The organism is Streptomyces sp. NPDC004031, from assembly GCF_053604375.1.
In genome coordinates this window covers 1-21,477 of record NZ_JBSGHL010000084.1, presented here as the reverse complement: position 1 = coordinate 21,477, position 21,477 = coordinate 1, and the positions used below count along the sequence as shown (strand labels likewise).

Here is a 21,477-nt window from a genome sequence, read left to right as displayed (position 1 = left end):
CCCGCGGGTCTGCGGGGCGGGGGCCGGGCGCGTCACTGCGCGGGGTGGCCGGCTTCGAGGTTGAGCGGGCGCCCCTGCTCACGGGCGCGCAGGGCCCAGCGCAGCCGGTCGAGCCGGACGGGCGGCAGCAGCCCGGCGGCCTCGTCCTCGGTGACGAAACGCCAGTCGCGCAGTTCGGCCGCGGGCAGCAGCAGCCGGCCGATGTCGGCGCTCGGCATGCGGCCGCCGTCGAAGATCAGCCGCAGCCCGCCGTGCCCGGCCGGGTGCGGCGGTTCCCAGTCGACGACGAGGAGTTCCAGGCCCCTGGTCAGCTCGATGCCGAGTTCCTCGGCGACCTCGCGGTGCCCGGCGGCGGCCGGTGACTCGCCGCGCTCGACGATCCCGCCGGGGAATTCCCAGCCGGACTTGTAGGTGGGGTCGACCAGCAGCACCCGGTCGGCGTCGTCGAAGAGCAGCACTCCGGCCGCGACCGTCTCGGCCCGCGGCTCGGGTGTCTGGACGATCCCGCAGGTGCCCTCGCCCCGGGCCAGTGCCTCGGCGATCCCCAGCGCGGTCTGCCGGGGCGTCAGGCCGGCGGTGGCCACCACGCACGCGTCCCGGGTGAGCCAGGGCAGCGCGTCGAGGTAGTCGGGCACGCGTTCCAGCGCCCAGCGGCAGGCGGCCTCGTCGGCCGGTGAGGGGTCGGCCCCGTCCGCGGGGACGGTGGTGCGCGGGTGGTCCGTGCGGGCCGCGGCGCCGGTAGAGTCGCGGTGTTCGGTACGGGCGGCGATCCGGCGACGCAGGATCGTTTCTCCAGGATCCAGCACGATATGTCTGACCTCGATCCCGCGCGCCGCGAGTCCGCCGAAGATCTCATCCCGGTGCCCCTGCCTCAGCAGGGTCATCGGCACCACGAGCACCCCGCCGACCTCGCCGAGCAGCCCGGCCGCGGCCTCGGTCACCAGCCGCCGCCAGAGGGCGAGTTCCTGGTAGTCGGTGACCTCCTGGAGCCGTTTCTCGGGCAGCAGTTGCCGCAGGCAGCCCGAGAGGACGTCGGGGTCGTACAGGGTGCTTTCCGGTATGAGGTCGAGCAGTTCGCGCGCGGCGGCGCTCTTGCCCGCGCCGAACGCCCCGTTCACCCAGATGATCACGGTGCCCCCTTCTCCGTTGACCCCTACGAATTGCCCGGATCATCGGCACCGGCAAACGCGTCCGCACCCGCGGCCCCGCGCAGCGGCCGCAGCAGCCGGTGGGGGGCGGCCATCGCGGCGGCGACCGGGTCGGAGCGGCGCGGGCGGCCGTCGGGGGCGGGCGTGCGCATCTCGACGTCGTCCGGGGCCACCTGGGCGAGCCCGCAGTGCGGGCAGCCGCCGGTCATGTCGAGCCGGGTGCCGCAGGCGGCGTGGTGGAAGGTCCGGGTCGGCGTGCCCTCGGTCGCGTACTCGCCGCCCCACCGGATCAGCGCGTGCAGCGGCGGCCACAGGCGCACCCCCGCGTCGGTCAGCACGTAGTCGTAGCGCGGCGGCGCCTGCTGGTAGGCGACCTTGCGCAGCACCCCGGCGTCCGTCAGGGCCGCCAGCCGCGCGGTGAGCACCGCCCGCGGGATGTCCAGGTGGACCAGGAAGTCGTTGAACCGCCGCACGCCGTAGAAGGCGTCCCGCAGGATCAGCAGGCTCCAGCGCTCCCCGACGATCTCCAGGGCGCGGGCGAGGGAGCAGTCCTGCTTGGCGTAGTCCGTACCGAGTGCCATGGGGCCAGCCTACCGCCGCCCGCCATCAAAGGTTCGGTGAACAGACTCACATGCTAGGCTGCCGCCCCGGCGGTGAGTTCAATGACGAAACTCGCCCCTGCAACGGCATCCCACGGACCGACCGCACCCGCGGAGGAACCCCATGAACGCCCAGGCCGCACCCGCCACCCCCGCCTCCCCGTACGCGCCGCCCGGCCCGGACGGCGCCGCCGACGCCCCCGGCGCCGGGCTCACCCTGCTGACCGTCAACCTCGGCACCCTCGTGACGCTGATGGCCTTCACCGCCCCCGCCACCACGCTCGCCGCCACCGCCCAGGGCCTGCACTCCGGTCCCGTCGCCCAGACCTGGATGCTCACCGGCACCCCCGTCGGCCTCGCCGCCCTGCTGCTGACCATGGGCAGCACCGCCGACGCGCGCGGCCGGCGCCGGACCTTCGCCGCGGGCGCCGTCCTGCTCCTGCTGGCCACCGTGCTGGCGGCCGCGGCGCCCACCACCGCCGTCTTCCTGGCCGGCCGCATCCTCCAGGGCGCCGCCAGCGCCGCCGTGCTGGCCTCGGGCCTCGGCCTGATCGCCGCCACCCACCCGGCGGGCCACCGGCGGATACGGGCGCTCGGCCTGTGGGGCGCGATGATCGGCACCGGGGTGGCCGTCGGCCCGGTCTACGCGGCGGTGCTGACACAGGTCTGGGGGTGGCGCTCGCTCTACTGGGGCCTGGCGCTGCTGTCGGTGCCGGTCGCGGCGCTCACCGCCGCCGTCCCCGAGTCCCGCGCCGCCCGCCCCCGGCGGCTCGACCCGGCGGGCGCGGTCACCCTCAGCGCGGGCGTCGGCGCGCTCGTGGCCGGCTTCGGCGAGAGCCGCGGCGGCTGGCTGCACCCGGCGGTGCTGGTGCTGGTCGCGGTCGCCGCCGCCGCGCTCGCCGCCTTCGCCATGGTCGAGCGCCGGGTGGCAGAACCGATGCTGGACCCGGCGCTGTGGCGCAGCCCCGCCTTCCTCGCCTCCGGCATCGCCGCCCTGGTCAACGGCCTCGCCCTGGTCGGGGTGTTCAGCTATCTGCCGACCATCGTGGAGGGCGTGCTCGGCACCGGGGCGATCGCCACCAGCATGCTCTTCCTGGTCTGGTCGGGCCTGTCGGCACTGGCCGCCCTGCTGGCCCGCCGCCTCGCCCCGTACCTCAGCGCGGGCGCGCAGGCCGCGCTCGGCCTGACCATCGCCGCGGCCGGCCAGGCGGGCCTCTACGGCCTGCACACCGGCGGCTCGTACGGCAGGCTCTTCCCGGCCCTGGCGGTGGGGGGCGTCGGCAGCGGCATCCTCAACGCCGCGCTGGCCCGGCTCGCCGTCTCCAGCGTCCCGGCCGACCGCAGCGCCATGGGCTCGGGCGCCAACAACACGGCCCGCTACGTCGGTTCCGCGCTCGGCGTCGCGCTCACCGTCTCGGTGGTGGCCGCCGCGCACGGCTCCTCCCCCGCCGCCGCACTGGCCACGGGGGGAAACCACGCCTTCCTGCTCAGCGCCGCCGCATGCCTGGCCGGCGCCGCCGCCGTCCTGCTGCTGGCCCGCCGCGCGGACCGCGCCGGGAGCCGGGGCGGATCCACGGCGGAAGCGCCGGGCGCGGGCGCCCCGCACACCGTGCGGGGCTGAGCGGGAAGACGCGGCTGCCCGCGCGTCAGCCTCCGACGAAGCCCGCGAGGCCCAGCCCCTGGGCCGCCGCGGCGGCCGCGCCGACCAGGCCCGCGTCGGTGCCCAGCTTGGCCGGGACGACCTCGACGCCCGCGGCGAACGAGAGCGTCGCGTAGCGGGCCAGGTGCTCGCGCAGCGGGTCGAAGAGCACCGGCCCCGCACCGGCCACCCCGCCGCCGACGACGGCGACATGGATCTCGACCAGTGTGGCGGTCGCGGCGATGCCGGCCGCCAGCGCCTGCGCGGCGCGGTCGAAGGACGCCAGCGCGAGCGGGTCGCCGGCCCGCGCGGACTGGGCGACGGCCGCCGCCGTCGGCGCGGTGCCCGCGGGCGGGGTCCAGCCGGACTCCACCGCGCGGCGGGCGATGTTGGGGCCGCTCGCCAGCCGCTCGACGCAGCCGCGCGAGCCGCACGGGCACACGTCGCCGTCGAGGTCGACGCTGATGTGCCCGATGTGCCCGGCGTTGCCGGTCGGGCCGGGCAGCAGCGTGCCGCCGAGCACCAGTCCGCCGCCGACTCCGGTGGACACCACCATGCACAGCGCGTTGTCGTAGCCGCGGGCCGCGCCCTGCCAGTGCTCGGCCGCGGTCATCGCCACACCGTCGCCGGCCAGCACGACCGGCAGTCCGCCGGCCGCCTCGGCGACCCGGGGGACGAGCGGGAAGTCCCGCCAGCCGGGGACGTTGACGGGGCTGACGGTGCCGTGCACGGCGTCCACCGGGCCCGCGCTGCCTATGCCGACGGCGACGGCCGCGTCCCACTGCGGTGCGGCGCGCAGCTCGCCGACCACCTCGGCGACGGCGCCCATGACCGTCTCGCCGTCCCCCCCGGCGGGCGTCGGCCGCAGCGACCGCGTGACCAGGCGGCCGTCGGTGTCGACGAGCGCCCCGGCGATTTTCGTACCGCCGATGTCCAGTGCGGCCACGAGTGGACCGGTCACGCCGTGCAGGTGCATCGCTTCGGGGTCTCCTTCGGTGTCGTGCGGGTGGTCGCACATGATCTCTTGCGCGGTGCCGCGATCCGTCGCGGGGGTCGGAGCAATGTCGTGCCGGACCGCGCGGGACGGCGCGGGGCGGTACGACGGATCGTGCCGGACCGGCCGCCAGGCTTCCGCGACGGCGGCCCCGGGGGTAGTCTCGCCTGATCGTGACAACGTTGTCCATCTCTTGCCGCAGGGAATACTACGACCGTGACCCATACTCCTGGACGAGTCCCCCGGCCCACCATGAAGGACGTCGCCGCCCGCGCGGGCGTCGGCCTCAAGACGGTGTCCCGGGTGGTGAACGAGGAACCGGGCGTCACGCCCGACACGATGGCCCGCGTCCAGGCCGCCATCGAGGCCCTCGGATTCCGGCGCAACGACAGCGCGCGGCTGCTGCGCACCCGCCGCACGGCGAGCGTCGGCCTGGTCCTGGAGGACCTCGCCGACCCGTTCTACGCCGCCCTCAGCCGCGCCGTCGAGGACGTCGCGAGCGCGCACGGGGCGCTGCTGTTCACCGGGTCGAGCACCGAGAACCCGCGCCGCGAGCAGGAGCTGGTGCTCGCCTTCTGCGCCCGCCGGGTCGACGGCCTGGTCGTGGTACCGGCCGGTGACGACCACCGCTACCTGAGCCCGGAGATCGACGCGGGCGTGGCCACCGTGTTCGTGGACCGCCCCGCGGGCCGCATCGACGCCGACGTCGTCCTCACCGACAACGCCGGCGGCACCCGCACCGGCGTCGCCCACCTCATCGCGCACGGCCACCGCAGGATCGGCTTCATCGGTGACCAGCCGGGCATCCACACCGCGGCCGAGCGGCTGCGCGGCTACCGCGAGGCGATGGCCGACGCGGGGATCACCGTCCGCCCCGAGTGGTACGCCATGGGCCCCACCACGCCCGAGCGCGTGCAGGCCGCACTCGCGGCGATGCTGTCCGGGCCCGAGCCGGTCACGGCGCTCTTCGCGGGCAACAACCGGGTCACGGTGAGCGCGGTGCGCGTGCTGTCCGGCCGCCCCGAGCGGATCGCCCTGGTCGGCTTCGACGACTTCGAGCTGGCCGACCTCCTCGACCCGCCGGTCACGGTCGTGGCCCAGGACGCCCCGGGCCTCGGACGCACCGCCGCGCAACTGCTCTTCCGCCGGCTCGACGGCGCGGTGACCGGGACCAGCCGGGTCGAGCTGCCCGCCCGGCTCGTCCCGCGCGGCTCCGGAGAGATCCCGCCCTCCTCCTGACGGGGGCGTCGGCTCAGCGCCCGGCCAGCGCGTCGAGTTCGCCGCGGCCGAGCCCTGTGCGGTCGGTGACCTCGGCCGGGTCGAGGGCACCGCAGTCCAGGCCGCGCAGCAGGTGGGCGCACAGCGCGCGGGCGGTGGCCGGTTCGTCCAGCACCGCGCCGCCCCCGGCCCGCCTGCCGGTGTAGGCGGCGAGCCGCGCCGCGGCGGCGTCCAGGTCCTCCCGGCAGAAGGCGTAGACGGCGGCGTAACGGGTGGGCAGGTGCGCCGGGTGCATGTCCCAGCCCTGGTGGTAGGCGCGGGCCAGCGCGCGCCGCACCAGCCCGTAGTGCAGCCGCCAGGCGTCGTGCACGTCCTGCGTGGAGCCGACCGGCAGGACGTTGGTGGAACCGTCCGAGAGCCGTACGCCGGTGCCCGCGGCGGCGACCTGCATGACGGCCTTGGCGTGGTCGGCTGCGGGGTGGTCGGGCGCCTGGTGGGAGGGGCCGACCCCGCAGGCCGCGCTGTAGTCGAAGGTGCCGTAGTGCAGCGCGGTGAGGCGGCCCGCCGCGGCCTCGGCGAGCCGGGCGACCGTCGCGGTGCCGTCCGGGCCCAGGACGGCCTGGGTGGTCTCGATCTGGACCTCGAAGCGGATCCGGCCCCCGGGCAGCCCGGCGGACCGCTCGAACTGCCCGCACAGCTCGGCCATGGCGGCGACCTGCGCGGGGAAGGTCACCTTGGGCAGCGTCACCACCAGTCCGTCCGGCAGGCCGCCCGCGTCGAGCAGCGCGGTCAGGAAGACGTCCAGGGTGCGGATGCCGCGCTCGCGTACGGCGGCCTCCAGGCATTTCATCCGGATCCCGGCCCAGGGCGGCGACCCCTCGCCCCCGGCCAGCTCCGCGACGGTCCGGGCGGCGGCGCGCGCGGCGGCGTCCTCCTCGGCGTCGGGCCGCAGGCCGTAGCCGTCCTCGAAGTCGATGCGCAGGTCCTCCACCGGCTCCCGCAGCAGCTTGGCGCGGACCCGGTCGTGCACCTCGGCGGCGAGGGCGGCGGGCAGTCCGAGCACCGCGCCGAGGGCGGCGGCGTCCGGGGCGTGCGCGTCCAGCGCGGCCAGCGCCCGGTCGCCCCACTCGCGCGGGGTGCCGGGTCCGGCGGTGTCGGCGGACACGTAGACGGTGTGGACGGGCTGCCGGGTGCCCGGGTCGCCGGGGTAGCGGCGGGCGAGTTCGGCGTCGGTGGCCGCGAGCGAGGCCCCGATACGGGCCACGTCCGCGCTGCTGAGCGTCCTGCCGTCCGCCCCCGTCACAGGCGCCACCTTCCGCGTACCGGCCGACGTCGGTGTCGATGAATCGACGGAGCGACGCTAGCCGGGGCCGACTGCCCGGTCAACACCCCTCCGGGCACGCCGCGGCCCCCGTGCGCGCGGGGGCGTACGGGGGCCGGCGGGCGGGCGGTGACGGCGGTTCAGCCCTTGCGGGCCTTGACCTCCGCGGTGAGCTGCGGGACGACCTGGAAGAGGTCGCCGACCACGCCGTAGTCGACGAGGTCGAAGATCGGGGCCTCGGCGTCCTTGTTGACCGCGACGATCGTCTTGGAGGTCTGCATGCCGGCCCGGTGCTGGATCGCGCCGGAGATGCCGTTGGCGATGTAGAGCTGCGGCGAGACCGACTTGCCGGTCTGGCCGACCTGGTTGCTGTGCGGGTACCAGCCGGCGTCCACCGCGGCGCGCGAGGCGCCGACGGCCGCGCCGAGGGAGTCGGCCAGCTCCTCGATGAGGGAGAAGTTCTCGGCGCCGTTGACGCCGCGGCCGCCGGAGACCACGATCGCGGCCTCGGTCAGCTCCGGCCGCCCGGTGGACTGGCGCGGGGTGCGCGAGACGACCTTGGTGCCGGTGGCCAGCTCGCCGAAGACGACCTCCAGCGGCTCGACGGTGCCGGCCGCGGGGGCCGCCTCGACGGGCGCGGAGTTCGGCTTGACGGTGATGACCGGGACGCCGTGGGTGACGCGCGAGCGGGTCGTGAAGGCGGCGGCGAAGACCGACTGGGTCGCGACCGGGCCGTCGTCGCCCGCCGCCACGTCGACGGCGTCGGTGATGATGCCGGAGCCGAGGCGCAGCGCGAGCCGCGCGGCGACCTCCTTGCCCTCGGCCGAGGACGGGACGAGGACGGCGACCGGCGAGACGGCAGCGGCGGCGGCCTGCAGGGCGTCCACCTTCGGCACGACGAGGTAGTCGGCGAATTCCGGGGCGTCGGCGGTGAGCACCTTGACCGCGCCGTGCTCGGCGAGCACCGGGGCGGCGGTGTCGGCACCGGGGCCGAGGTGGACGGCGACCGGGTCGCCGATCCGGCGGGCCAGGGTGAGCAGTTCAAGGGTGGGCTTGCGGACGGCGCCGTCCACGTGGTCGACGAGGACGAGGACTTCAGCCATGGGTTCGTTCTCCTGCGGAAGAAGGGGGGTCGGGGGCGGGCGGGAGCGCGCGGCCGGGCCCGGACGCGGCGCGCCGGGCGGGGCCGTTCGTCAGATGAACTTCTGCTCCGCGAGGTAGGCGGCGAGCTGCTTGCCGCCCTCGCCCTCGTCCTTGACGATCGTGCCCGCGGTGCGCTCCGGGCGCTTGGCCGCGTCCTGCACCGCGGTCCAGGCGCCGCCGAGACCGACCTCAGCCGCGTCGATGCCGAGGTCCGACAGGTCCAGCGACTCCACGGGCTTCTTCTTGGCGGCCATGATGCCCTTGAAGGACGGGTAGCGGGCCTCGCCGGACTGGTCGGTCACCGACACCAGCGCGGGCAGCGACGCCTCCAGCTGCTCGCTGGCCGCGTCGCCGTCGCGCCGCCCGGTCACCCTGCCGTCGGCCACCGCGACCTCGGACAGCAGCGTGACCTGCGGGATGCCGAGCCGCTCGGCGAGCAGCGCGGGCACCACACCGGCGGTGCCGTCGGTGGACGCCATACCGGTCACGACCAGGTCGTAGCCGATGTGCTCGACGGCCTTGGCCAGCACCAGCGAGGTGCCGATGACGTCCGTGCCGTGCAGCTCGTCGTCCTCGACGTGGACGGCCTTGTGGGCGCCCATCGACAGCGCCTTGCGCAGCGCGTCCTTGGCGTCCTCGGGGCCGACCGTCAGCACGGTGATCTCCGCGTCGTCCGCGGCGTCCGCGATCTGCAGCGCCTGCTCGACGGCGTACTCGTCCAGCTCCGACAGCAGCCCGTCGACCGCTTCGCGGTCGGTGGTCAGGTCATCGGCGAAGTGGCGGTCGCCGGTGGCGTCGGGCACGTACTTCACAGCGACTACGATCCTCAAGCTCACGCCTGCTCTCCTACTGCTTCGTCCTGCACGTCTTCGTCAACTGCCCCGGCAGCGCCCTGGCAATGCCCCGGAACTGGCAGCATAGGCGCCAGTGGCATCGGCTCCCCGCCGCGTACGGCACGCGTCGTGACGAGTCACCTGCGGTTATATTACTCGCCAGTACACAGACCGCGCCGCCCCTTGGCAAGGTCCGCCACTGTGACCTGCCCGACGTCCGGGCCGCCGGTCCGGCGGGCGGGCGGCGCGGTGCCCGCCGCTCAGACCGCGGCGGCGAGCGCCGCGATCACGTCGGCCCTGCGCGGCTGCCCGGCCGCACGGCGCACCACCGCACCGGCGGCGTCCAGCACCAGCACCGTCGGGGTCTTCTCGATCCGCAGCCGCCGGACCAGGCCGAGGTGGGCCTCGGCGTCGATCTCCACGTGCCGCACCCCCTCGACCATCCCGGACACCTCCGCGAGGACGCGCCGGGTCGCCCGGCAGGGCGCGCAGAACGCGCTGGAGAACTGCACCAGGGTGGCCCGCTCCCCCAGTGGTCCGCCGAGTTCGGCGGCGGTCAGCCGCCCGGCGTCGTCCGCGGCACCCATGTGCGTCCCCCTCAGGGCAGTTCGGTCGGCAGCACGATCTGCGAGCTGCTCGGCGCCGCCCGCAGGCAGTCCACCACCTGCGGAAGCGGCGCGGCGTACACGGTCGGGTAGTCGCACTCCCCCAGCTCCGGGCGGACGGGGAAGGCGAGCCGCTCCACGTCGAGGGAGAAAGCGGCGTCCACACCGGGTTTGTTCCCGCGCGCGTCCAGCCGGCTCCAGCGGTCCGCGCCCGGCAGCCGCAGGGCGGCCAGCCCGTGCAGGACCGGGTCGGAACCGTCGTCCTCGGTCAGCCGCTGGTAGCACAGCCCCGCCGGGATGCCGCGGGCCCGCAGCAGGGCGACGAGCGCGTGCGACTTGGCGTAGCAGATGCCGTTGCGGCGGGCCAGCACGTCGGACGCCCGCCAGGTGACGCCCGGATCCCCCGAGTCGAAGGAGTGCGGAATCATGTCGCGCACGTACTCGTACACCGTGTGCGCATACTCATGCAGATTGTCCGCATCCTCGGCGAGCAGCGCCGCGGTCTCGACCACCACCGGATCGTGGTGGTCGAGGACGTCGTCGGCTGCCAGGAAGGCGGAAAGGTCGTCGGTCTCCGGGATCGGTTCCATGGGCAGACCCTAGACAGGCACCGACCACAGATCAATCAATTTACCGACGATCGCATATTTATTCACGCGCTCCTGCCAGTTCCTCCGCGACCGCCGCCGCGAAGCCGTCCACGTCCGCCTCTGTCGTGTCAAAGGCGCACATCCAGCGCACCTCGCCGGTCGACTCGTCCCAGAAGTAGAAGCGGAAGCGCTTCTGCAGCCGCTCGCTCACCTCGCGCGGCAGCACCGCGAAGACCGCGTTGGACTGCACGGCCCGGGTCACCCGCACACCCTCGACGCCCCGCACGGCCGCCTCCAGCCGGCGCGCCATCGCGTTGGCGTGCCCGGCGCTGCGCAGCCACAGGTCACCGGCCAGCAGCGCCTCGAACTGCACCGACACGAAGCGCATCTTGGACGCCAGCTGCATCGACAGCTTGCGCAAATACCGCAGCCCGCGCACCCGGTCCGGATCCAGCACGACGACGCACTCGCCGAACAGCAGCCCGTTCTTGGTGCCGCCGAAGGACAGGATGTCGACGCCCGCCTCGGAGGTGAAGCGGGCGAGCGGCACCTTGAGCGTCGCGGCGGCGTTGGCGAGCCGCGCGCCGTCCATGTGGACCGCCAGGCCCAGCTGGTGGGCGTGGTCGCAGATCGCCGCGACCTCCTGCGGGGTGTAGCAGGTGCCCAGCTCGGTGGTCTGGGCGATCGACACGACCTGCGGCCGCGCGCGGTGCTCGTCGTCGAAGCCGTACGCCTGCCGGTCGATCAGCTCGGGGGTGAGCTTGCCGTCCGGAGTGGAGACGGTGAGCAGCTTCAGACCGCCCACGCGCTCGGGCGCGCCACACTCGTCCACGTGGATGTGCGCGCTCTCCGCGCAGATCACCGCGCCCCAGCGGTCGGTCACCGCCTGCAGGCCGGTCACGTTGGCGCCCGTGCCGTTGAAGACCGGGAAGACCTCGGCGGCCGGACCGAAGTGCCGCCGGAAGACGTCCTGGAGCGCTGCGGTGTACGCGTCCTCGCCGTAGGCGACCTGGTGGCCGCCGTTGGCGAGGGCGAGAGCGGCGAGCACCTCGGGGTGGACACCGGCGTAGTTGTCGCTGGCGAAGCCGCGGACGGCGGGGTCGTGCCGGCGCACGGCGTCGGTACGGCCGGAGTCGTCCACAGAATCGGTCACGGTTGAGGCGTCAGCCACTGGCGGGTCCCGTTCACTTCTGCTGCGTTGCGGTTCCACTGGGTCGCGATCGCCTCGGCGAGGTCGGTCACGTCGGTGAAACCGGGGAAGGTCGACTGCGGGCGCTCGGCCCGCAGACCGTCGTGCACCAGCGCCTTGATCACCAGGACGGTGGCCGCCGCGGTGGGTCCGCTGTCGCCACCGAGCCGGCGGAAGGAGTCGCCCAGCGCGAGCGTCCACGCCTCGGCCGCGGCCTTCGCTGCGGCGTAGGCGGCGTTGCCTGCGGTCGGGCGGCTCGCGCCTGCCGCGCTGATCAGCACGTAGCGGCCGCCGGGGCTGCGCATGAGCCCGTCGTGGAAGCCCAGCGAGGTGTTCTGGACGGTGCGGATGAGCAGCTGGTGCAGCACGTCCCAGTCGGCCAGCTCGGTCTCCGGAAAGGACGCCGAGCCGCGCCAACCGCCCACCAGGTGCACCAGGCCGTCGACCCTGCCGTGGTCCTTCTCGATCCGGGCCGCCCAGTCCTGGGTGGCCTCCAGGTCGAGCAGGTCGACGATCTCGCCGGTGATGTCGGCGCCGCCGGCGTCGTAGCGGGCCGCGTCGACGGCCTCGGCGAGCCGCTCGGGGTCGTGGTCCACCGCGACGACATGGCCGCCCGCGCGGGCGAGCCGCTGCAGCACGGCGCGGCCGGCCGGGCCGCCGGCGCCCGCCACGGCGATCACCGCTCCGTCGAGACCGCCGGAATACGTGTCGGTCGTCATCTCCGCCTCCTCGGCCGCACCGGTCACGCGGCGCTCCGCTCCAGTCCGGCCCCCGTGATCCCCTTGGTCGAGGCGATCGTTTCACGGAGCTTCCTGGACAGGGCCTCGTAGAACATGCTGAGCGGAAACTCGTCCGGCAGCACGTCGTCCACCAGCTTGCGCGGAGGCTGAGACAGGTCGAGGGCATCGGGTCCCTTGGCCCAGACCGAGCCGGGGTGCGGCGAGAGATAGCTCGCGACCAGGTCGTACGCGGCGAACCAGTGCACGAGCTTGGGGCGGTCGATGCCGTCCCGGTACAGCGTCTCGATCTCCTCGCAGAGCTGGTTGGTGACCTGCGGTGCACGCTCCCAGTCGATGTGCAGGGTGTTGTCCGTCCAGCGTACGGCGTCGTGCTTGTGCAGGTAGGAGAACAGCAGCTGTCCGCCGAGTCCGTCGTAGTTGCGGACCCGCGCGCCGGTGACCGGGAAGCGGAAGAGCCGGTCGAAGAGGATCGCGTACTGCACGCCCAGACCCATCGGGTGGCCCTCGGCCTGCAGCTCGACGGCGGCCCGGAAGGTGGTCAGGTCGCAGCGCAGCTCCTCCAGGCCGTACATCCAGAACGGCGCCCGCTGCTTGATCATGAACGGGTCGAAGGGCAGGTCACCGTGGCTGTGGGTGCGGTCGTGGATCATGTCCCAGAGCATGTACGTCTGCTGCGCCAGCTCCTGGTCGGACACCAGCCGGGCGGCCTCCGGCGGCAGGTCGAGGCCCAGGATGTCCACGGCGGCCTCGGTCACCACCCGGAAGCGCGCGGCCTCGCGGTCGCAGAAGATCGCACCCCAGCTCCAGGCGGCCGGGGGTTTGCGCACCGCGACGGTCTCCGGGAAGAGCACCGCCGAGTTGGTGTCGTAGCCGGGGGTGAAGTCCTCGAAGACGATCGGCACGAACTGCTGGTTGTCGTAGCGGGTGCGCTCCAGCTCGGCGATCCACTCCGGCCACATCACGCGCAGCGCGACCGCTTCCAGGTTGCGGTCCGGGTTGCCGTTCTGGGTGTACATCGGGAAGACCACGACATGGCGGCGGCCGTCGGTGCGGTCGGCGGAGGGCCGGAAGGCCAGCAGCGAGTCCAGGAAGTCCGGCACACCGAAGCCCTCGTCGGCCCAGCGGCGCAGGTCGGCGGCCAGCGCGCGGTGGTAGGCCGCGTCGTGCGGGAGCAGGTCGGTGAGCCGGTCCACGGCCTCCGCGACCCGGTCCAGGGCCTGCGCCGCCTCCGCACGCGAGGGCGCGTCCTCGGCCTCGAAGTCGATCGAGCCGTCCCCCAGCTGCCAGGGCCGGACGGTCTCGACGGCCTCCTTCAGCTCGCTCCACACCGGGTGCCCGACGACGTCGTCACCGGATATCCCCTGAGCAGGTGCCGCCCTCGACGAAAGAATGTCTGCCATGACCGCTCCTTCACAGGAAAAATTGCCGTACCGACACCGTATCCGCGACCTTGTTCCCGCTTCAAGCGGGCCAGGAGAAGATTCTCCGGCCACACGGCTTGCTGTTCGCCTTTCCTGCGGCCGATGACCCTATTCGTCCCGGGACCGTCCGGAATTCCTCCGGCGCCGCCGAGTCGTCACGACACGTTCGGCCCCGCGTCGTCCGGGCGGCCTAGGCTGCGGGCATGAGCTTCCTCACCGTCGGTCACCGCGGGGTCATGGGCGTCGAGCCGGAGAACACGCTGCGGTCCTTCCGCCGCGCCGAACAGGCGGGACTGGACCAGGTCGAACTCGACCTGCATCTGAGCAAGGACGACGCGCTCGTGGTCATGCACGACGCCGAGGTGGACCGCACCACGGACGGCAGCGGACTCGTCCGGGACCTCACCCTCGACGAGATCCGCGCGCTGGACGCCGGACTCGGAGAACGGGTCCCGGTCTTCGAGGAGGTGCTCGACACCGTGGGCGGTCACATCCAGGCCGAGATCAAGGACATCGCGGCCGCCCGCGCGCTCGCCGCCGCACTGCGCGGGCGCGGCGCCGGCGGGCGGGTCAGCGTGCTGTCCTTCCACGACGCGGCCCTCGCCGAGATCCGCACGCTGCTGCCGGACGTGCCGACGGTGCTGGTGGCCGGCGAGTCCGGCCCGGACGTCGTGCCCCGCGCCCAGGCGGTCGGCGCGCGCATGGTCAGCCTCGACCTGACCCGCCTGTCCCTGGACACCGTGCGCCGCTGCCACGCCGCGGGCATCCAGGTCATCGCGTGGACGGTGAACACCGCCCAGGACTGGGCGCTCGCCCGCGCGCTCGGCCTGGACGGCGCCGTGACCGACCTCCCCGCCGAACCCGCCGCCTGAGGGCTCGGGGACTCCTCAGAGCTTCTTGGTCAGCAGCTCGAACTCGAGGTCTTCGCGCGTCGGCTGCCCGAACCGCTCGTCGCCGTACGGGAACGGGCTCGTCCGCCCGGTGCGCTCGTAGCCGCGCCGCTCGTACCAGGCGATCAGGTCCTCCCGGACCGAGATCACCGTCATGTGCATCTCGGCGACGCCCCACTCGTCACGGGCGAACCGCTCCGCCTCCGCAATGATGACCTTGCCGAGCCCGCCGCCCTGGAGCGTGGGCCGCACCGCGAACATCCCGAAGTACGCGTGCGCGCCCCGGTGCTCCAGCTGGCAGCAGGCGACCAGCTCCCCGTCGCGCTCCACCGCGACCAGCCGGCTGCCCGGGTTCTCGATCACCGCGAGCACACCCTCGGGATCGGTGCGCTGCCCGCCCAGGATGTCCGCCTCCGTCGTCCACCCGGCCCGGCTGGCGTCCCCCCGGTAGGCGGACTCGATCAGCGCGACCAGCGCGGGAACGTCTGCCGCGGTCGCGGCGCGGAATGTCGGCGAAGCGGCGGTGTCCATGACCCCGCACACTATCCCGCCGCTCCCCCGCGCGACCCCGGGCCCTTCTCCCGAGCCGGGGAGGGTGCCACGGCCGCGCCGCGGCAGGGCAAGGCAACGCGCCCCCGGCGCGAAAGGGGTGGGTTCACGCCCTGGGACGCCTCCGTGCGCTCGGGTGTGCGCCGCCGGGCGCGGGCAGGCTGGGGGTGGGCCGCCGGGTGGGGCGGGAGCGGGAGCCCGAGGGGGGTGGACGCGGTGCACGGACCGCCGGTGGTCGCGTGGTTACTGGTGGCGCTCAGCACGGCGACCGCGCTGTCGTGCGTGCTGCGCCGCGAAGCGCGGACGGAGGCCCTGCTCGGCACGGGCATGGCGCTCATGGCCGTGCCGCTCTCGGTGTACGAGCCGCCGCGCTGGAGCCCCGTGCTGCTCGCCGCCGTCTTCGCGGGCATCGCGGTGCACGTCCTGCGGCCCTCCGCGCACCGCGCGACGACGCACCGCATGCACCACTCGGTGTGCGCGGGCGCGATGGTCTACATGGCGGCGGCGACGGCAGGCGCGCACCCGGCGCACTCCGGCCACGCGGACCACATGGCGGGCGCGGCGATGGGCAGCCCGGTGGTGACGGGGCTGCTGCTGGCGTATTTCGCCGGCTACGTGCTGCACGCGGGCACCCGGCTGGTCGCCGTGGACGGCCGCCTGGCCGCGCCGCCCTCCGGCGCGATACGCCTGCGGCACGCCCCGGAGGTGGCGGCGGCGTGCCGCGTGGCCATGGCGATGGGCATGTTCGCGATGCTGCTGACGATGTGAGCCCCACCCTCTGTGCGCGCGACGGGGGCCTTGTGGCACCTGGGACGGACGGGGTTGTGTGAGGGATACGTCACATCGCGTGCGGGCCGCACCCGCGGCCCGCCGCCCGCTCCTAGGGTGATCGTCATGACGGTCCCGTTCGTGCTGCTGGTCCTGGGCGCACTGACGGCGGCGATGGCGCCGCGCCTGCTGTCCCGTGCCGACTGGCCGGAACGCGAACCCGTGCTGGCCCTGTGGGTGTGGCAGTGCGTGGTCGCCGCCGTGCTGCTGTGCTGCCTTTCGGCACTGGCGCTGACGGCCTCCGCGGCGTGGGCCGCGGTGCGCGGCCATGTCTTCGCCTTCGCCCCGCACGGCGTCGTCGACGCGTACGGGCTGTCGGAGTACGGGCGCGGCGCCGCGGCGCTGGCCGTGATGCTGGCGCTCGGCGGGCTGTGGACGGCCGCCATGCTCACCCGCGAGGTGCGGGCCGCCCGCGGCAGGCGCCGGCGGCGCCGGGCGGAGCTGCGGGTGCGCTCGCCCCGGCTGCCGGGCGAGGACGTGCCGCCGGGCGAGCGGCTGGTCGTCCTGGAGGACGCGCGTTCGGACGCCTGGTGGCTGTCGGGCGCCGAGCCGCAGCTGGTCATCACCACCACCGCTCTCCAGCGGCTCAAGGGCCGTCAGCTGGACGCCGTGCTGGCGCACGAGCAGGGCCACATGCGCGCCCGCCACGACGTGCTGCTGCACTGCTCGGGCGCGCTCGCGGGCGGCTTCCCGCAGGTGCCGGTCTTCGCCGCCTTCCGCGACCAGGTGCACCACCTGGTCGAGCTGGCGGCGGACGACACCGCCTCGCGCCGCGTGGGCCGGCTCACCACGGCCCTGGCCCTGGTGGAGCTGAACGAGGAGCGCGGGGTCTTCGGCCCGGCGCCGATGCCGCTCGCCGGGCTGCCCGGCCGGGTGCACCGGCTGCTGGACCCGGCCCCACGGCTGCCGTTGGGGCGCCGGGTGCGGATGAGCGCGTACGCCCTGCTCGTCCCGGTGGTCCCGCTGCTGATCGCCTTCGGCCCCGGTCTGAACGCGCTGACCTGATGGCGCCCCCGGAAGCGACGGCGGGCGCCGTCCCGGCGATCCCCCGCGTCGCCGGGACGGCGCCCGTCCTCTGCCCCGTGCGGACCCTGGTCCGGCGGGATGCGCTGAGTATATTGGCTCGGAGCCAGTCAACGCAGGAGTAAAGCATGTCCCCTCGGAGCGCTTCGGTCAATGAAGCGATGCGCAGGCGTTCCCGGGAACGGCTGTTGCGAGCCACCGTCGAGCTCGTGGAGGAGCGCGGCTACGAAGCGACCACGCTGGCCGACATCACCCAGCGCGCGGGGTCGGCCAGGGGCCTGGTCTCGTACTACTTCTCCGGGAAGCGGGCGCTGCTGCAGTCGGCCGTGCACCGGCTGATGGCCGACGAGCTGGCCGCCGCGCTGGAGTTCGAGCCGCGGACCGCGGACGGTCAGCAGCTGCTGGCGCGCGCCATCGACGGGATGCTCGGCATCAGCGTCCGGCACACCACGCTGATGCGCACGCACATGGCGGCGATCCTCCAGGAGGAGGGCTTCATCCAGTGCCCGGAGCAGCAGCGGCTGGCCCTGCTGCTGCGCGACACGGTCACCTGCTGGGGCGCCGACGACCCGGAGGAGGAGTACCGGCTGCTGCGCGCGCTGCTGATGGGCGCGACGGTGGCGATGCTGCTGCCGGGGGCGCCGATGCCGGTGCACCGGCTGCGGGCCGAGCTGTTCCAGCGCTACGACCTGGAGTGGGAGTGGGGCTTCCCGCCGCCGGAGCCCGCCGGGACCCCGGGGGCCGCCGGTCCCGCCGGTCCCGCCGCCGCCCCGGCAACGCCGGTCTGAGCTGCGGCGACACGCGCTGTACAGGGCGTTGTCAGTGGTGGGGCGCAGACTCTGTGATGCCGGTCATATGGGCACCTCGCCGGAGCGGGTCTGGCAGCTGCACCCGGCCGGGCCCGCGGCGTCCGACGTGGTGTGGGCGGGGACCCAGCCGGGCGCGCTCTTCCGCTCGCAGGAGGGCGGCGGGAGCTGGGCGGCGCTCGGCGACGGCCTGCCGGGGGACCCGTGAGGGCCACGGGAGCGCGCGGCCGGGCGGGGCCGCGAGCCGCCGGGGCGCCGATCCCCGTCCGTGGCAGGCCTGTTGAGCCAGTAGAGTGACGGACTGTGACAGCACGACCGTTGAACGAGATTGTCGAGGCGGGCTGGGCGAAGGCGCTCGAACCCGTGGCGGACCGGATCGCGGCGATGGGGGACTTCCTCCGCGCGGAGATCGCCGCGGGCCGCACGTATCTGCCGGCCGGACCGAACGTCCTGCGCGCCTTCCAGCAGCCCCTCGACGAGGTCAAGGTCCTCATCGTCGGCCAGGACCCGTATCCGACCCCCGGGCACGCGGTCGGCCTGAGCTTCTCGGTCGCGCCCGACGTGCGCCCGCTGCCCGGCAGCCTGGAGAACATCTTCCGCGAGCTGGGCGCCGACCTCGGGGTGCCCCGGCCGTCCAACGGCGACCTCACGCCGTGGACCCGGCAGGGGGTGCTGCTGCTCAACCGCGCGCTGACCACGGCGCCCCGGCGGCCGGCCGCACACCGCGGCAAGGGCTGGGAAGAGGTCACCGAGCAGGCGATCAGGGCGCTCGCCGCGCGGGACAAGCCGCTGGTATCGATCCTGTGGGGACGCGACGCCCGCAACCTGCGCCCGCTGCTCGGCCGGCTTCCGGCCATCGAGTCCGCCCACCCGTCCCCGATGTCCGCCGACCGCGGCTTCTTCGGTTCGCGCCCCTTCAGCCGGGCCAACGAGATGCTGCTGCAGCAGGGCGGACAGCCGGTGAACTGGCAGCTTCCCTGAGCGGCCGAAAACGGTACTCTGCCCGGGTGACAACGCATTCGAATACCCCGGCGGGCTGGTACGCGGACCCGCAAGGCACCCCGAACCTGCTCCGCTACTGGGACGGCACCCAGTGGACCGAGCACACCAACCCCGGCCAGGTGCCCCAGCAGCAGGGCGGCGGCAGTGCCTGGGAGCTGAATGTCAGCCGTACCCCCGACCCGTCGAAGGTCCAGCACCAGGTGCAGCAGCAGGCCGGTGTGTCCCCGACGGGCTTCGGCGGCGGCACGCTGTTCACCGAGCCCGTCCTGGTGGTGAACCAGAAGGCCAAGCTGATCGAGCTGGTCAACGAGTACAGCGTCTTCGACCAGCACGGCAACACGCTGGGCTCGGTCGTCGAGGTCGGCCAGAGCACGGCGAAGAAGGTGCTGCGCTTCGTCTCCAGCGTCGACCAGTTCCTGACCCACAAGCTGGAGGTGCGGGACGCCCACGGCACCCCGCACCTGGTGCTGACCCGGCCGGCGAAGTTCATCAAGTCCAAGGTCCTGGTCCAGCGGGCCAACGGCGAGCCGCTCGGCGAGATCGTCCAGCAGAACGCCTTCGGCAAGATCCGCTTCGGCTTCATGTACAACGGCCAGCAGATCGGCGCGATCAAGGCGGAGAACTGGCGCGCCTGGAACTTCGCCATCGTCGACCACACCGAGACCGAGATCGCCCGGATCACCAAGACGTGGGAGGGCCTGGCCAAGACCCTGTTCACGACCGCGGACAACTACGTCCTGCAGATCCACCGGCCGCTCCAGGACCCGCTGCTGAGCATGGTCGTGGCCTCCGCCCTGACCGTGGACACCGCCCTCAAGCAGGACTCCCGCGGGCTCGGCTGAGCCCGGCATGACGCACTGGGTACTGGGGGTCGACTCGGGCGGCTCCGGGGTGCGGGTGGCCGTCGCCCGAGCCGACGGCTCGGGAGGCCCCGCGCCGGTCACGGCCGACCGCCCCGCGGTGACCGGCGAGCGCGGCATCGACGCGGCGAGCCTGCTCGACCGGGTGCTGCCGCTGGTGTCCGGGCTGCTGCGCGAGACGGGTGCCGAGTCGGTGACCGCGGCCTGCGTGGGCGCGGCCGGGATGGCGACGCTCGGCGACGACCTGCGCGCCGTGCTGCCCGCCGCCCTCGGCGAGGCCTTCGGCGTGCGCACCCTGGCGCTGGCCGGGGACGCGGTCACCGCGTACGCCGGCGCGCTCGGGCTGCGCCCCGGCGTGGTCGTCGCCGCCGGGACGGGGCTGATCGCGCTGGGCACCTCCGGGGACACCTGGCGGCGCGTCGACGGCTGGGGCCATCTGCTGGGCGACGCGGGCGGCGGCGCCTGGATCGGCCGCGCGGGACTGGACGCCGCGATGCGCGCGCACGACGGCCGGGCCGGCGGCTCGGACCCCCTGCTGGCCTGCGTACGGGAGCGGTTCGGCCCGCCGGACACGCTCCCCGGCCTGCTCTACCCCCGCGCCGACCGGCCCGCGGTGCTGGCGTCCTTCGCGCCCGACGTGGCGCGCTGCGCCGCGCAGGACCCGGTGGCCTCCGGCATCCTGCGGCAGGCGGCGCAGTACATCTTGGAGTCGGCCGCGGCGGCCCGCCCGCCGGGCGACGGAAGCGTCGCGGTGGGTCTGGCGGGCGGGCTCTTCCGGATGGGCGAGCCGCTGCTCACGCCGCTGCGCGACCAGGCGGAGTGGCTGCTGCCCGACGCCGTCCTGGTGCCCGCGGCGGGCGACCCGCTGGACGGCGCGCTGATGATCGCCGGCGCCCTGCACGCCGGTTCGCCATCGCTGCCGTGCGACGGTGCGCTGCTGACCGTCAGCAGCCGCTGACCGGGCGGTGACAGAACGATCGCCGCTGCTCAGACGCGTACGATGACCGCCTTCTGACGGTCGGTGACGGCCTGCGCGGCAACGGAAACGGACAGTTCAGGACAGGCCGCACCGTCCCGCACCCGGCTGGACGGCCGAGCGCCGCGAGGCGTTAGCATGCCACGCCATGAGCACTACCACAGGCGGTCCCGCCTCCGGTCTCCCTGTTCGCATGCCGCGCCCGCGCCAGACCGGACGGCACCGCCGGCCCGAGGCGCTCTCCGCGCCCGAGGGCGCCCCGGTGCTGGTCCTCGCTGTTCCCGGCACTCCGTCGACAGCCGCGCTGAGCCTGGCCGAGGAGGTCGTCAGCATCGCGCGTTCCGAGCTGTCCGGGCTCGACCCGCGGGTCGGCTTCGTGGACGGGACGGACGCCGAGGACGCCGAATTCCCCTCGCTGCGCAGCGTGCTGGACCAGGTGGCGGTCGAGCGCGCCGGTGAGGACGTCTCCGCGGTCGTGGTGCCGCTGCTGGCCGGCCCCGAGGCGTCGGTGCTGCGCCGGGTACGGCAGGCCGTGGCCGACAGCAAGGCCCAGGTGGAACTGACCGAGGTGCTGGGCCCGCACCCGCTGCTCGCCGAGGCGCTGCACGTGCGGCTGTCCGAGGCGGGGCTGGCACGCGCCGACCGGGCCCGGCTCTTCACGGTGGCGACCGCCGCGGACGGCATCATTCTCGCCACCGTCGGCGGCGAGGAGGCCGCGCAGGCCGCCGGGGTGACCGGGCTGCTGCTCGCCGCCCGGCTCGCGGTGCCGGTGCTCGCGGCCGCGCTCGACGAGGACGGCTCCATCGCGTCCGCCGCCGAGCAGCTGCGCTCCTCCGGCTCCGGCACGCTGGCGCTCGCGCCGTGCCTGATCGGCCCGGAGATCGCCCCGCAGGTGCTGCACACCGCCGCCGAGGAGGCGGGCTGCTCCGCCGCCGACGCGCTGGGCCCCTACCCGGCGGTCGGCAAGCTGGTCGTCACGCAGTACGCGGCGGCGCTGGGCCTGCCGATGCCGCAGCAGGGCAGCGGCGTGCCGATGCGCTGAGTGGGCCCTGCACCGCGTCCGCGGGGCGGGCGGGGCCCGGCGGGCCCGCCCCGGCGAGGGC

22 protein-coding genes and 1 pseudogene are annotated in these 21,477 nt (G+C 74.5%); 11 read left to right on the top strand and 12 right to left on the bottom strand.

Annotated elements, in window-relative coordinates; genetic code table 11:
- Nucleotides 1-32 precede the first annotated feature (32 nt).
- Together ACWERV_RS34065 and ACWERV_RS34060 are read right to left on the bottom strand one after the other, a co-directional pair.
- Nucleotides 33-1,130: an NUDIX hydrolase gene (locus tag ACWERV_RS34065; RefSeq protein WP_452940503.1), complete on the bottom strand. Its 1,098-nt coding sequence runs from the start codon at nucleotides 1,128-1,130 to the stop codon at nucleotides 33-35.
- A 23-nt stretch (nucleotides 1,131-1,153) separates the two neighbouring features.
- Nucleotides 1,154-1,729: a winged helix-turn-helix transcriptional regulator gene (locus ACWERV_RS34060; protein ID WP_452940502.1), complete on the bottom strand. Its 576-nt coding sequence runs from the start codon at nucleotides 1,727-1,729 to the stop codon at nucleotides 1,154-1,156.
- 142 nt (nucleotides 1,730-1,871) lie between these two features.
- Here ACWERV_RS34060 and ACWERV_RS34055 point away from each other — a divergent pair, with 142 nt between their 5' ends.
- Entirely contained in the window at nucleotides 1,872-3,368 is a 1,497-nt protein-coding gene (locus ACWERV_RS34055; RefSeq protein WP_452940500.1) for an MFS transporter, read from the top strand.
- Nucleotides 3,369-3,393: 25 nt separating this feature from the next.
- Here the strand turns inward: ACWERV_RS34055 and ACWERV_RS34050 are convergent, their stop codons facing one another.
- The gene (locus tag ACWERV_RS34050; RefSeq protein ID WP_452940498.1) at nucleotides 3,394-4,362 is read right to left on the bottom strand and encodes an ROK family protein; all 969 of its coding nucleotides are present in this window, start codon (nucleotides 4,360-4,362) and stop codon (nucleotides 3,394-3,396) included.
- A gap of 270 nt (nucleotides 4,363-4,632) precedes the next feature.
- Here ACWERV_RS34050 and ACWERV_RS34045 point away from each other — a divergent pair, with 270 nt between their 5' ends.
- Nucleotides 4,633-5,619, top strand: coding sequence for a LacI family DNA-binding transcriptional regulator (locus ACWERV_RS34045; protein WP_452940511.1), 987 nt, complete (start codon nucleotides 4,633-4,635; stop codon nucleotides 5,617-5,619).
- 13 nt (nucleotides 5,620-5,632) lie between these two features.
- Here ACWERV_RS34045 and ACWERV_RS34040 read toward each other — a convergent pair whose 3' ends face one another.
- The 8 genes from ACWERV_RS34040 to ACWERV_RS34005 form a co-directional block, all read right to left on the bottom strand.
- Nucleotides 5,633-6,901 carry a DUF6986 family protein gene (locus ACWERV_RS34040; RefSeq protein ID WP_452940496.1) on the bottom strand — a complete coding sequence of 423 codons (1,269 nt, stop codon included), beginning with the start codon at nucleotides 6,899-6,901 and terminating at the stop codon, nucleotides 5,633-5,635.
- Between the two features lie 158 nt (nucleotides 6,902-7,059).
- On the bottom strand, nucleotides 7,060-8,022 hold the full coding sequence (locus ACWERV_RS34035; protein ID WP_452940494.1) for an electron transfer flavoprotein subunit alpha/FixB family protein: 963 nt from the start codon (nucleotides 8,020-8,022) through the stop codon (nucleotides 7,060-7,062).
- A gap of 90 nt (nucleotides 8,023-8,112) precedes the next feature.
- The gene (locus tag ACWERV_RS34030; RefSeq protein ID WP_398179628.1) at nucleotides 8,113-8,898 is read right to left on the bottom strand and encodes an electron transfer flavoprotein subunit beta/FixA family protein; all 786 of its coding nucleotides are present in this window, start codon (nucleotides 8,896-8,898) and stop codon (nucleotides 8,113-8,115) included.
- A 257-nt stretch (nucleotides 8,899-9,155) separates the two neighbouring features.
- Entirely contained in the window at nucleotides 9,156-9,482 is a 327-nt protein-coding gene (locus ACWERV_RS34025; protein WP_398179631.1) for a thioredoxin family protein, read from the bottom strand.
- 11 nt (nucleotides 9,483-9,493) lie between these two features.
- Nucleotides 9,494-10,090 (bottom strand): transglutaminase-like domain-containing protein, encoded by a 597-nt coding sequence (locus tag ACWERV_RS34020; RefSeq protein WP_452940493.1) that lies wholly within the window; start codon nucleotides 10,088-10,090, stop codon nucleotides 9,494-9,496.
- Between the two features lie 58 nt (nucleotides 10,091-10,148).
- The gene (locus tag ACWERV_RS34015) at nucleotides 10,149-11,261 is read right to left on the bottom strand and encodes a threonine aldolase family protein (protein ID WP_452940491.1); all 1,113 of its coding nucleotides are present in this window, start codon (nucleotides 11,259-11,261) and stop codon (nucleotides 10,149-10,151) included.
- A complete protein-coding gene (locus ACWERV_RS34010; protein WP_452940490.1) occupies nucleotides 11,240-11,998 on the bottom strand; it encodes an SDR family NAD(P)-dependent oxidoreductase in 759 nt (252 codons plus the stop codon). The genes ACWERV_RS34015 and ACWERV_RS34010 overlap by 22 nt, the downstream gene beginning before the upstream one ends.
- A 23-nt stretch (nucleotides 11,999-12,021) precedes the next feature.
- Nucleotides 12,022-13,419, bottom strand: a complete 1,398-nt coding sequence (locus tag ACWERV_RS34005; RefSeq protein WP_452940488.1) for a DUF6421 family protein — start codon at nucleotides 13,417-13,419, stop codon at nucleotides 12,022-12,024.
- Nucleotides 13,420-13,643: 224 nt separating this feature from the next.
- Between ACWERV_RS34005 and ACWERV_RS34000 the strand changes: the two genes are divergently transcribed.
- A complete protein-coding gene (locus ACWERV_RS34000) occupies nucleotides 13,644-14,312 on the top strand; it encodes a glycerophosphodiester phosphodiesterase (RefSeq protein WP_452940486.1) in 669 nt (222 codons plus the stop codon).
- Nucleotides 14,313-14,327: 15 nt separating this feature from the next.
- Here ACWERV_RS34000 and ACWERV_RS33995 read toward each other — a convergent pair whose 3' ends face one another.
- A complete protein-coding gene (locus ACWERV_RS33995) occupies nucleotides 14,328-14,861 on the bottom strand; it encodes a GNAT family N-acetyltransferase (protein ID WP_452940484.1) in 534 nt (177 codons plus the stop codon).
- Nucleotides 14,862-15,086: 225 nt separating this feature from the next.
- Between ACWERV_RS33995 and ACWERV_RS33990 the strand changes: the two genes are divergently transcribed.
- The 8 genes and pseudogenes from ACWERV_RS33990 (at nucleotide 15,087) to ACWERV_RS33955 (ending at nucleotide 21,416) form a co-directional block, all read left to right on the top strand.
- Nucleotides 15,087-15,647, top strand: a complete 561-nt coding sequence (locus tag ACWERV_RS33990) for a DUF5134 domain-containing protein (RefSeq protein WP_452940482.1) — start codon at nucleotides 15,087-15,089, stop codon at nucleotides 15,645-15,647.
- A 126-nt stretch (nucleotides 15,648-15,773) separates the two neighbouring features.
- Nucleotides 15,774-16,712, top strand: a complete 939-nt coding sequence (locus tag ACWERV_RS33985; protein WP_452940481.1) for a M56 family metallopeptidase — start codon at nucleotides 15,774-15,776, stop codon at nucleotides 16,710-16,712.
- 146 nt (nucleotides 16,713-16,858) lie between these two features.
- Nucleotides 16,859-17,518 carry a TetR/AcrR family transcriptional regulator gene (locus tag ACWERV_RS33980; protein ID WP_452940479.1) on the top strand — a complete coding sequence of 220 codons (660 nt, stop codon included), beginning with the start codon at nucleotides 16,859-16,861 and terminating at the stop codon, nucleotides 17,516-17,518.
- Nucleotides 17,519-17,588: 70 nt separating this feature from the next.
- Nucleotides 17,589-17,708 (top strand): annotated as a pseudogene (locus tag ACWERV_RS33975) (exo-alpha-sialidase); the annotation flags it as partial.
- A gap of 131 nt (nucleotides 17,709-17,839) precedes the next feature.
- Nucleotides 17,840-18,517 carry a uracil-DNA glycosylase gene (locus ACWERV_RS33970; RefSeq protein WP_452940477.1) on the top strand — a complete coding sequence of 226 codons (678 nt, stop codon included), beginning with the start codon at nucleotides 17,840-17,842 and terminating at the stop codon, nucleotides 18,515-18,517.
- 26 nt (nucleotides 18,518-18,543) lie between these two features.
- Nucleotides 18,544-19,380 carry a phospholipid scramblase-related protein gene (locus ACWERV_RS33965; protein WP_452940475.1) on the top strand — a complete coding sequence of 279 codons (837 nt, stop codon included), beginning with the start codon at nucleotides 18,544-18,546 and terminating at the stop codon, nucleotides 19,378-19,380.
- A 7-nt stretch (nucleotides 19,381-19,387) separates the two neighbouring features.
- Nucleotides 19,388-20,356, top strand: coding sequence for an N-acetylglucosamine kinase (locus ACWERV_RS33960; protein ID WP_398179667.1), 969 nt, complete (start codon nucleotides 19,388-19,390; stop codon nucleotides 20,354-20,356).
- A 166-nt stretch (nucleotides 20,357-20,522) separates the two neighbouring features.
- Nucleotides 20,523-21,416 carry a sirohydrochlorin chelatase gene (locus tag ACWERV_RS33955; RefSeq protein ID WP_452940473.1) on the top strand — a complete coding sequence of 298 codons (894 nt, stop codon included), beginning with the start codon at nucleotides 20,523-20,525 and terminating at the stop codon, nucleotides 21,414-21,416.
- Nucleotides 21,417-21,477 lie beyond the last annotated feature (61 nt).

What these genes read in the sequence shown, in the direction of transcription:
- ACWERV_RS34055 (WP_452940500.1), top strand. Translation starts at nt 1,872, where the DNA reads ATGAACGCCCAGGCCGCACCCGCCACCCCCGCCTCCCCGTACGCGCCG.
- ACWERV_RS34025 (WP_398179631.1), bottom strand. Translation starts at nt 9,482, where the DNA reads ATGGGTGCCGCGGACGACGCCGGGCGGCTGACCGCCGCCGAACTCGGC.
- ACWERV_RS33980 (WP_452940479.1), top strand. Translation starts at nt 16,859, where the DNA reads ATGTCCCCTCGGAGCGCTTCGGTCAATGAAGCGATGCGCAGGCGTTCC.
- ACWERV_RS33995 (WP_452940484.1), bottom strand. Translation starts at nt 14,861, where the DNA reads ATGGACACCGCCGCTTCGCCGACATTCCGCGCCGCGACCGCGGCAGAC.
- ACWERV_RS33955 (WP_452940473.1), top strand. Translation starts at nt 20,523, where the DNA reads ATGAGCACTACCACAGGCGGTCCCGCCTCCGGTCTCCCTGTTCGCATG.
- ACWERV_RS33960 (WP_398179667.1), top strand. Translation starts at nt 19,388, where the DNA reads ATGACGCACTGGGTACTGGGGGTCGACTCGGGCGGCTCCGGGGTGCGG.
- ACWERV_RS34005 (WP_452940488.1), bottom strand. Translation starts at nt 13,419, where the DNA reads ATGGCAGACATTCTTTCGTCGAGGGCGGCACCTGCTCAGGGGATATCC.
- ACWERV_RS34050 (WP_452940498.1), bottom strand. Translation starts at nt 4,362, where the DNA reads ATGCACCTGCACGGCGTGACCGGTCCACTCGTGGCCGCACTGGACATC.
- ACWERV_RS34010 (WP_452940490.1), bottom strand. Translation starts at nt 11,998, where the DNA reads ATGACGACCGACACGTATTCCGGCGGTCTCGACGGAGCGGTGATCGCC.
- ACWERV_RS34045 (WP_452940511.1), top strand. Translation starts at nt 4,633, where the DNA reads ATGAAGGACGTCGCCGCCCGCGCGGGCGTCGGCCTCAAGACGGTGTCC.
- ACWERV_RS33985 (WP_452940481.1), top strand. Translation starts at nt 15,774, where the DNA reads ATGACGGTCCCGTTCGTGCTGCTGGTCCTGGGCGCACTGACGGCGGCG.
- ACWERV_RS34000 (WP_452940486.1), top strand. Translation starts at nt 13,644, where the DNA reads ATGAGCTTCCTCACCGTCGGTCACCGCGGGGTCATGGGCGTCGAGCCG.
- ACWERV_RS34035 (WP_452940494.1), bottom strand. Translation starts at nt 8,022, where the DNA reads ATGGCTGAAGTCCTCGTCCTCGTCGACCACGTGGACGGCGCCGTCCGC.
- ACWERV_RS34060 (WP_452940502.1), bottom strand. Translation starts at nt 1,729, where the DNA reads ATGGCACTCGGTACGGACTACGCCAAGCAGGACTGCTCCCTCGCCCGC.
- ACWERV_RS34020 (WP_452940493.1), bottom strand. Translation starts at nt 10,090, where the DNA reads ATGGAACCGATCCCGGAGACCGACGACCTTTCCGCCTTCCTGGCAGCC.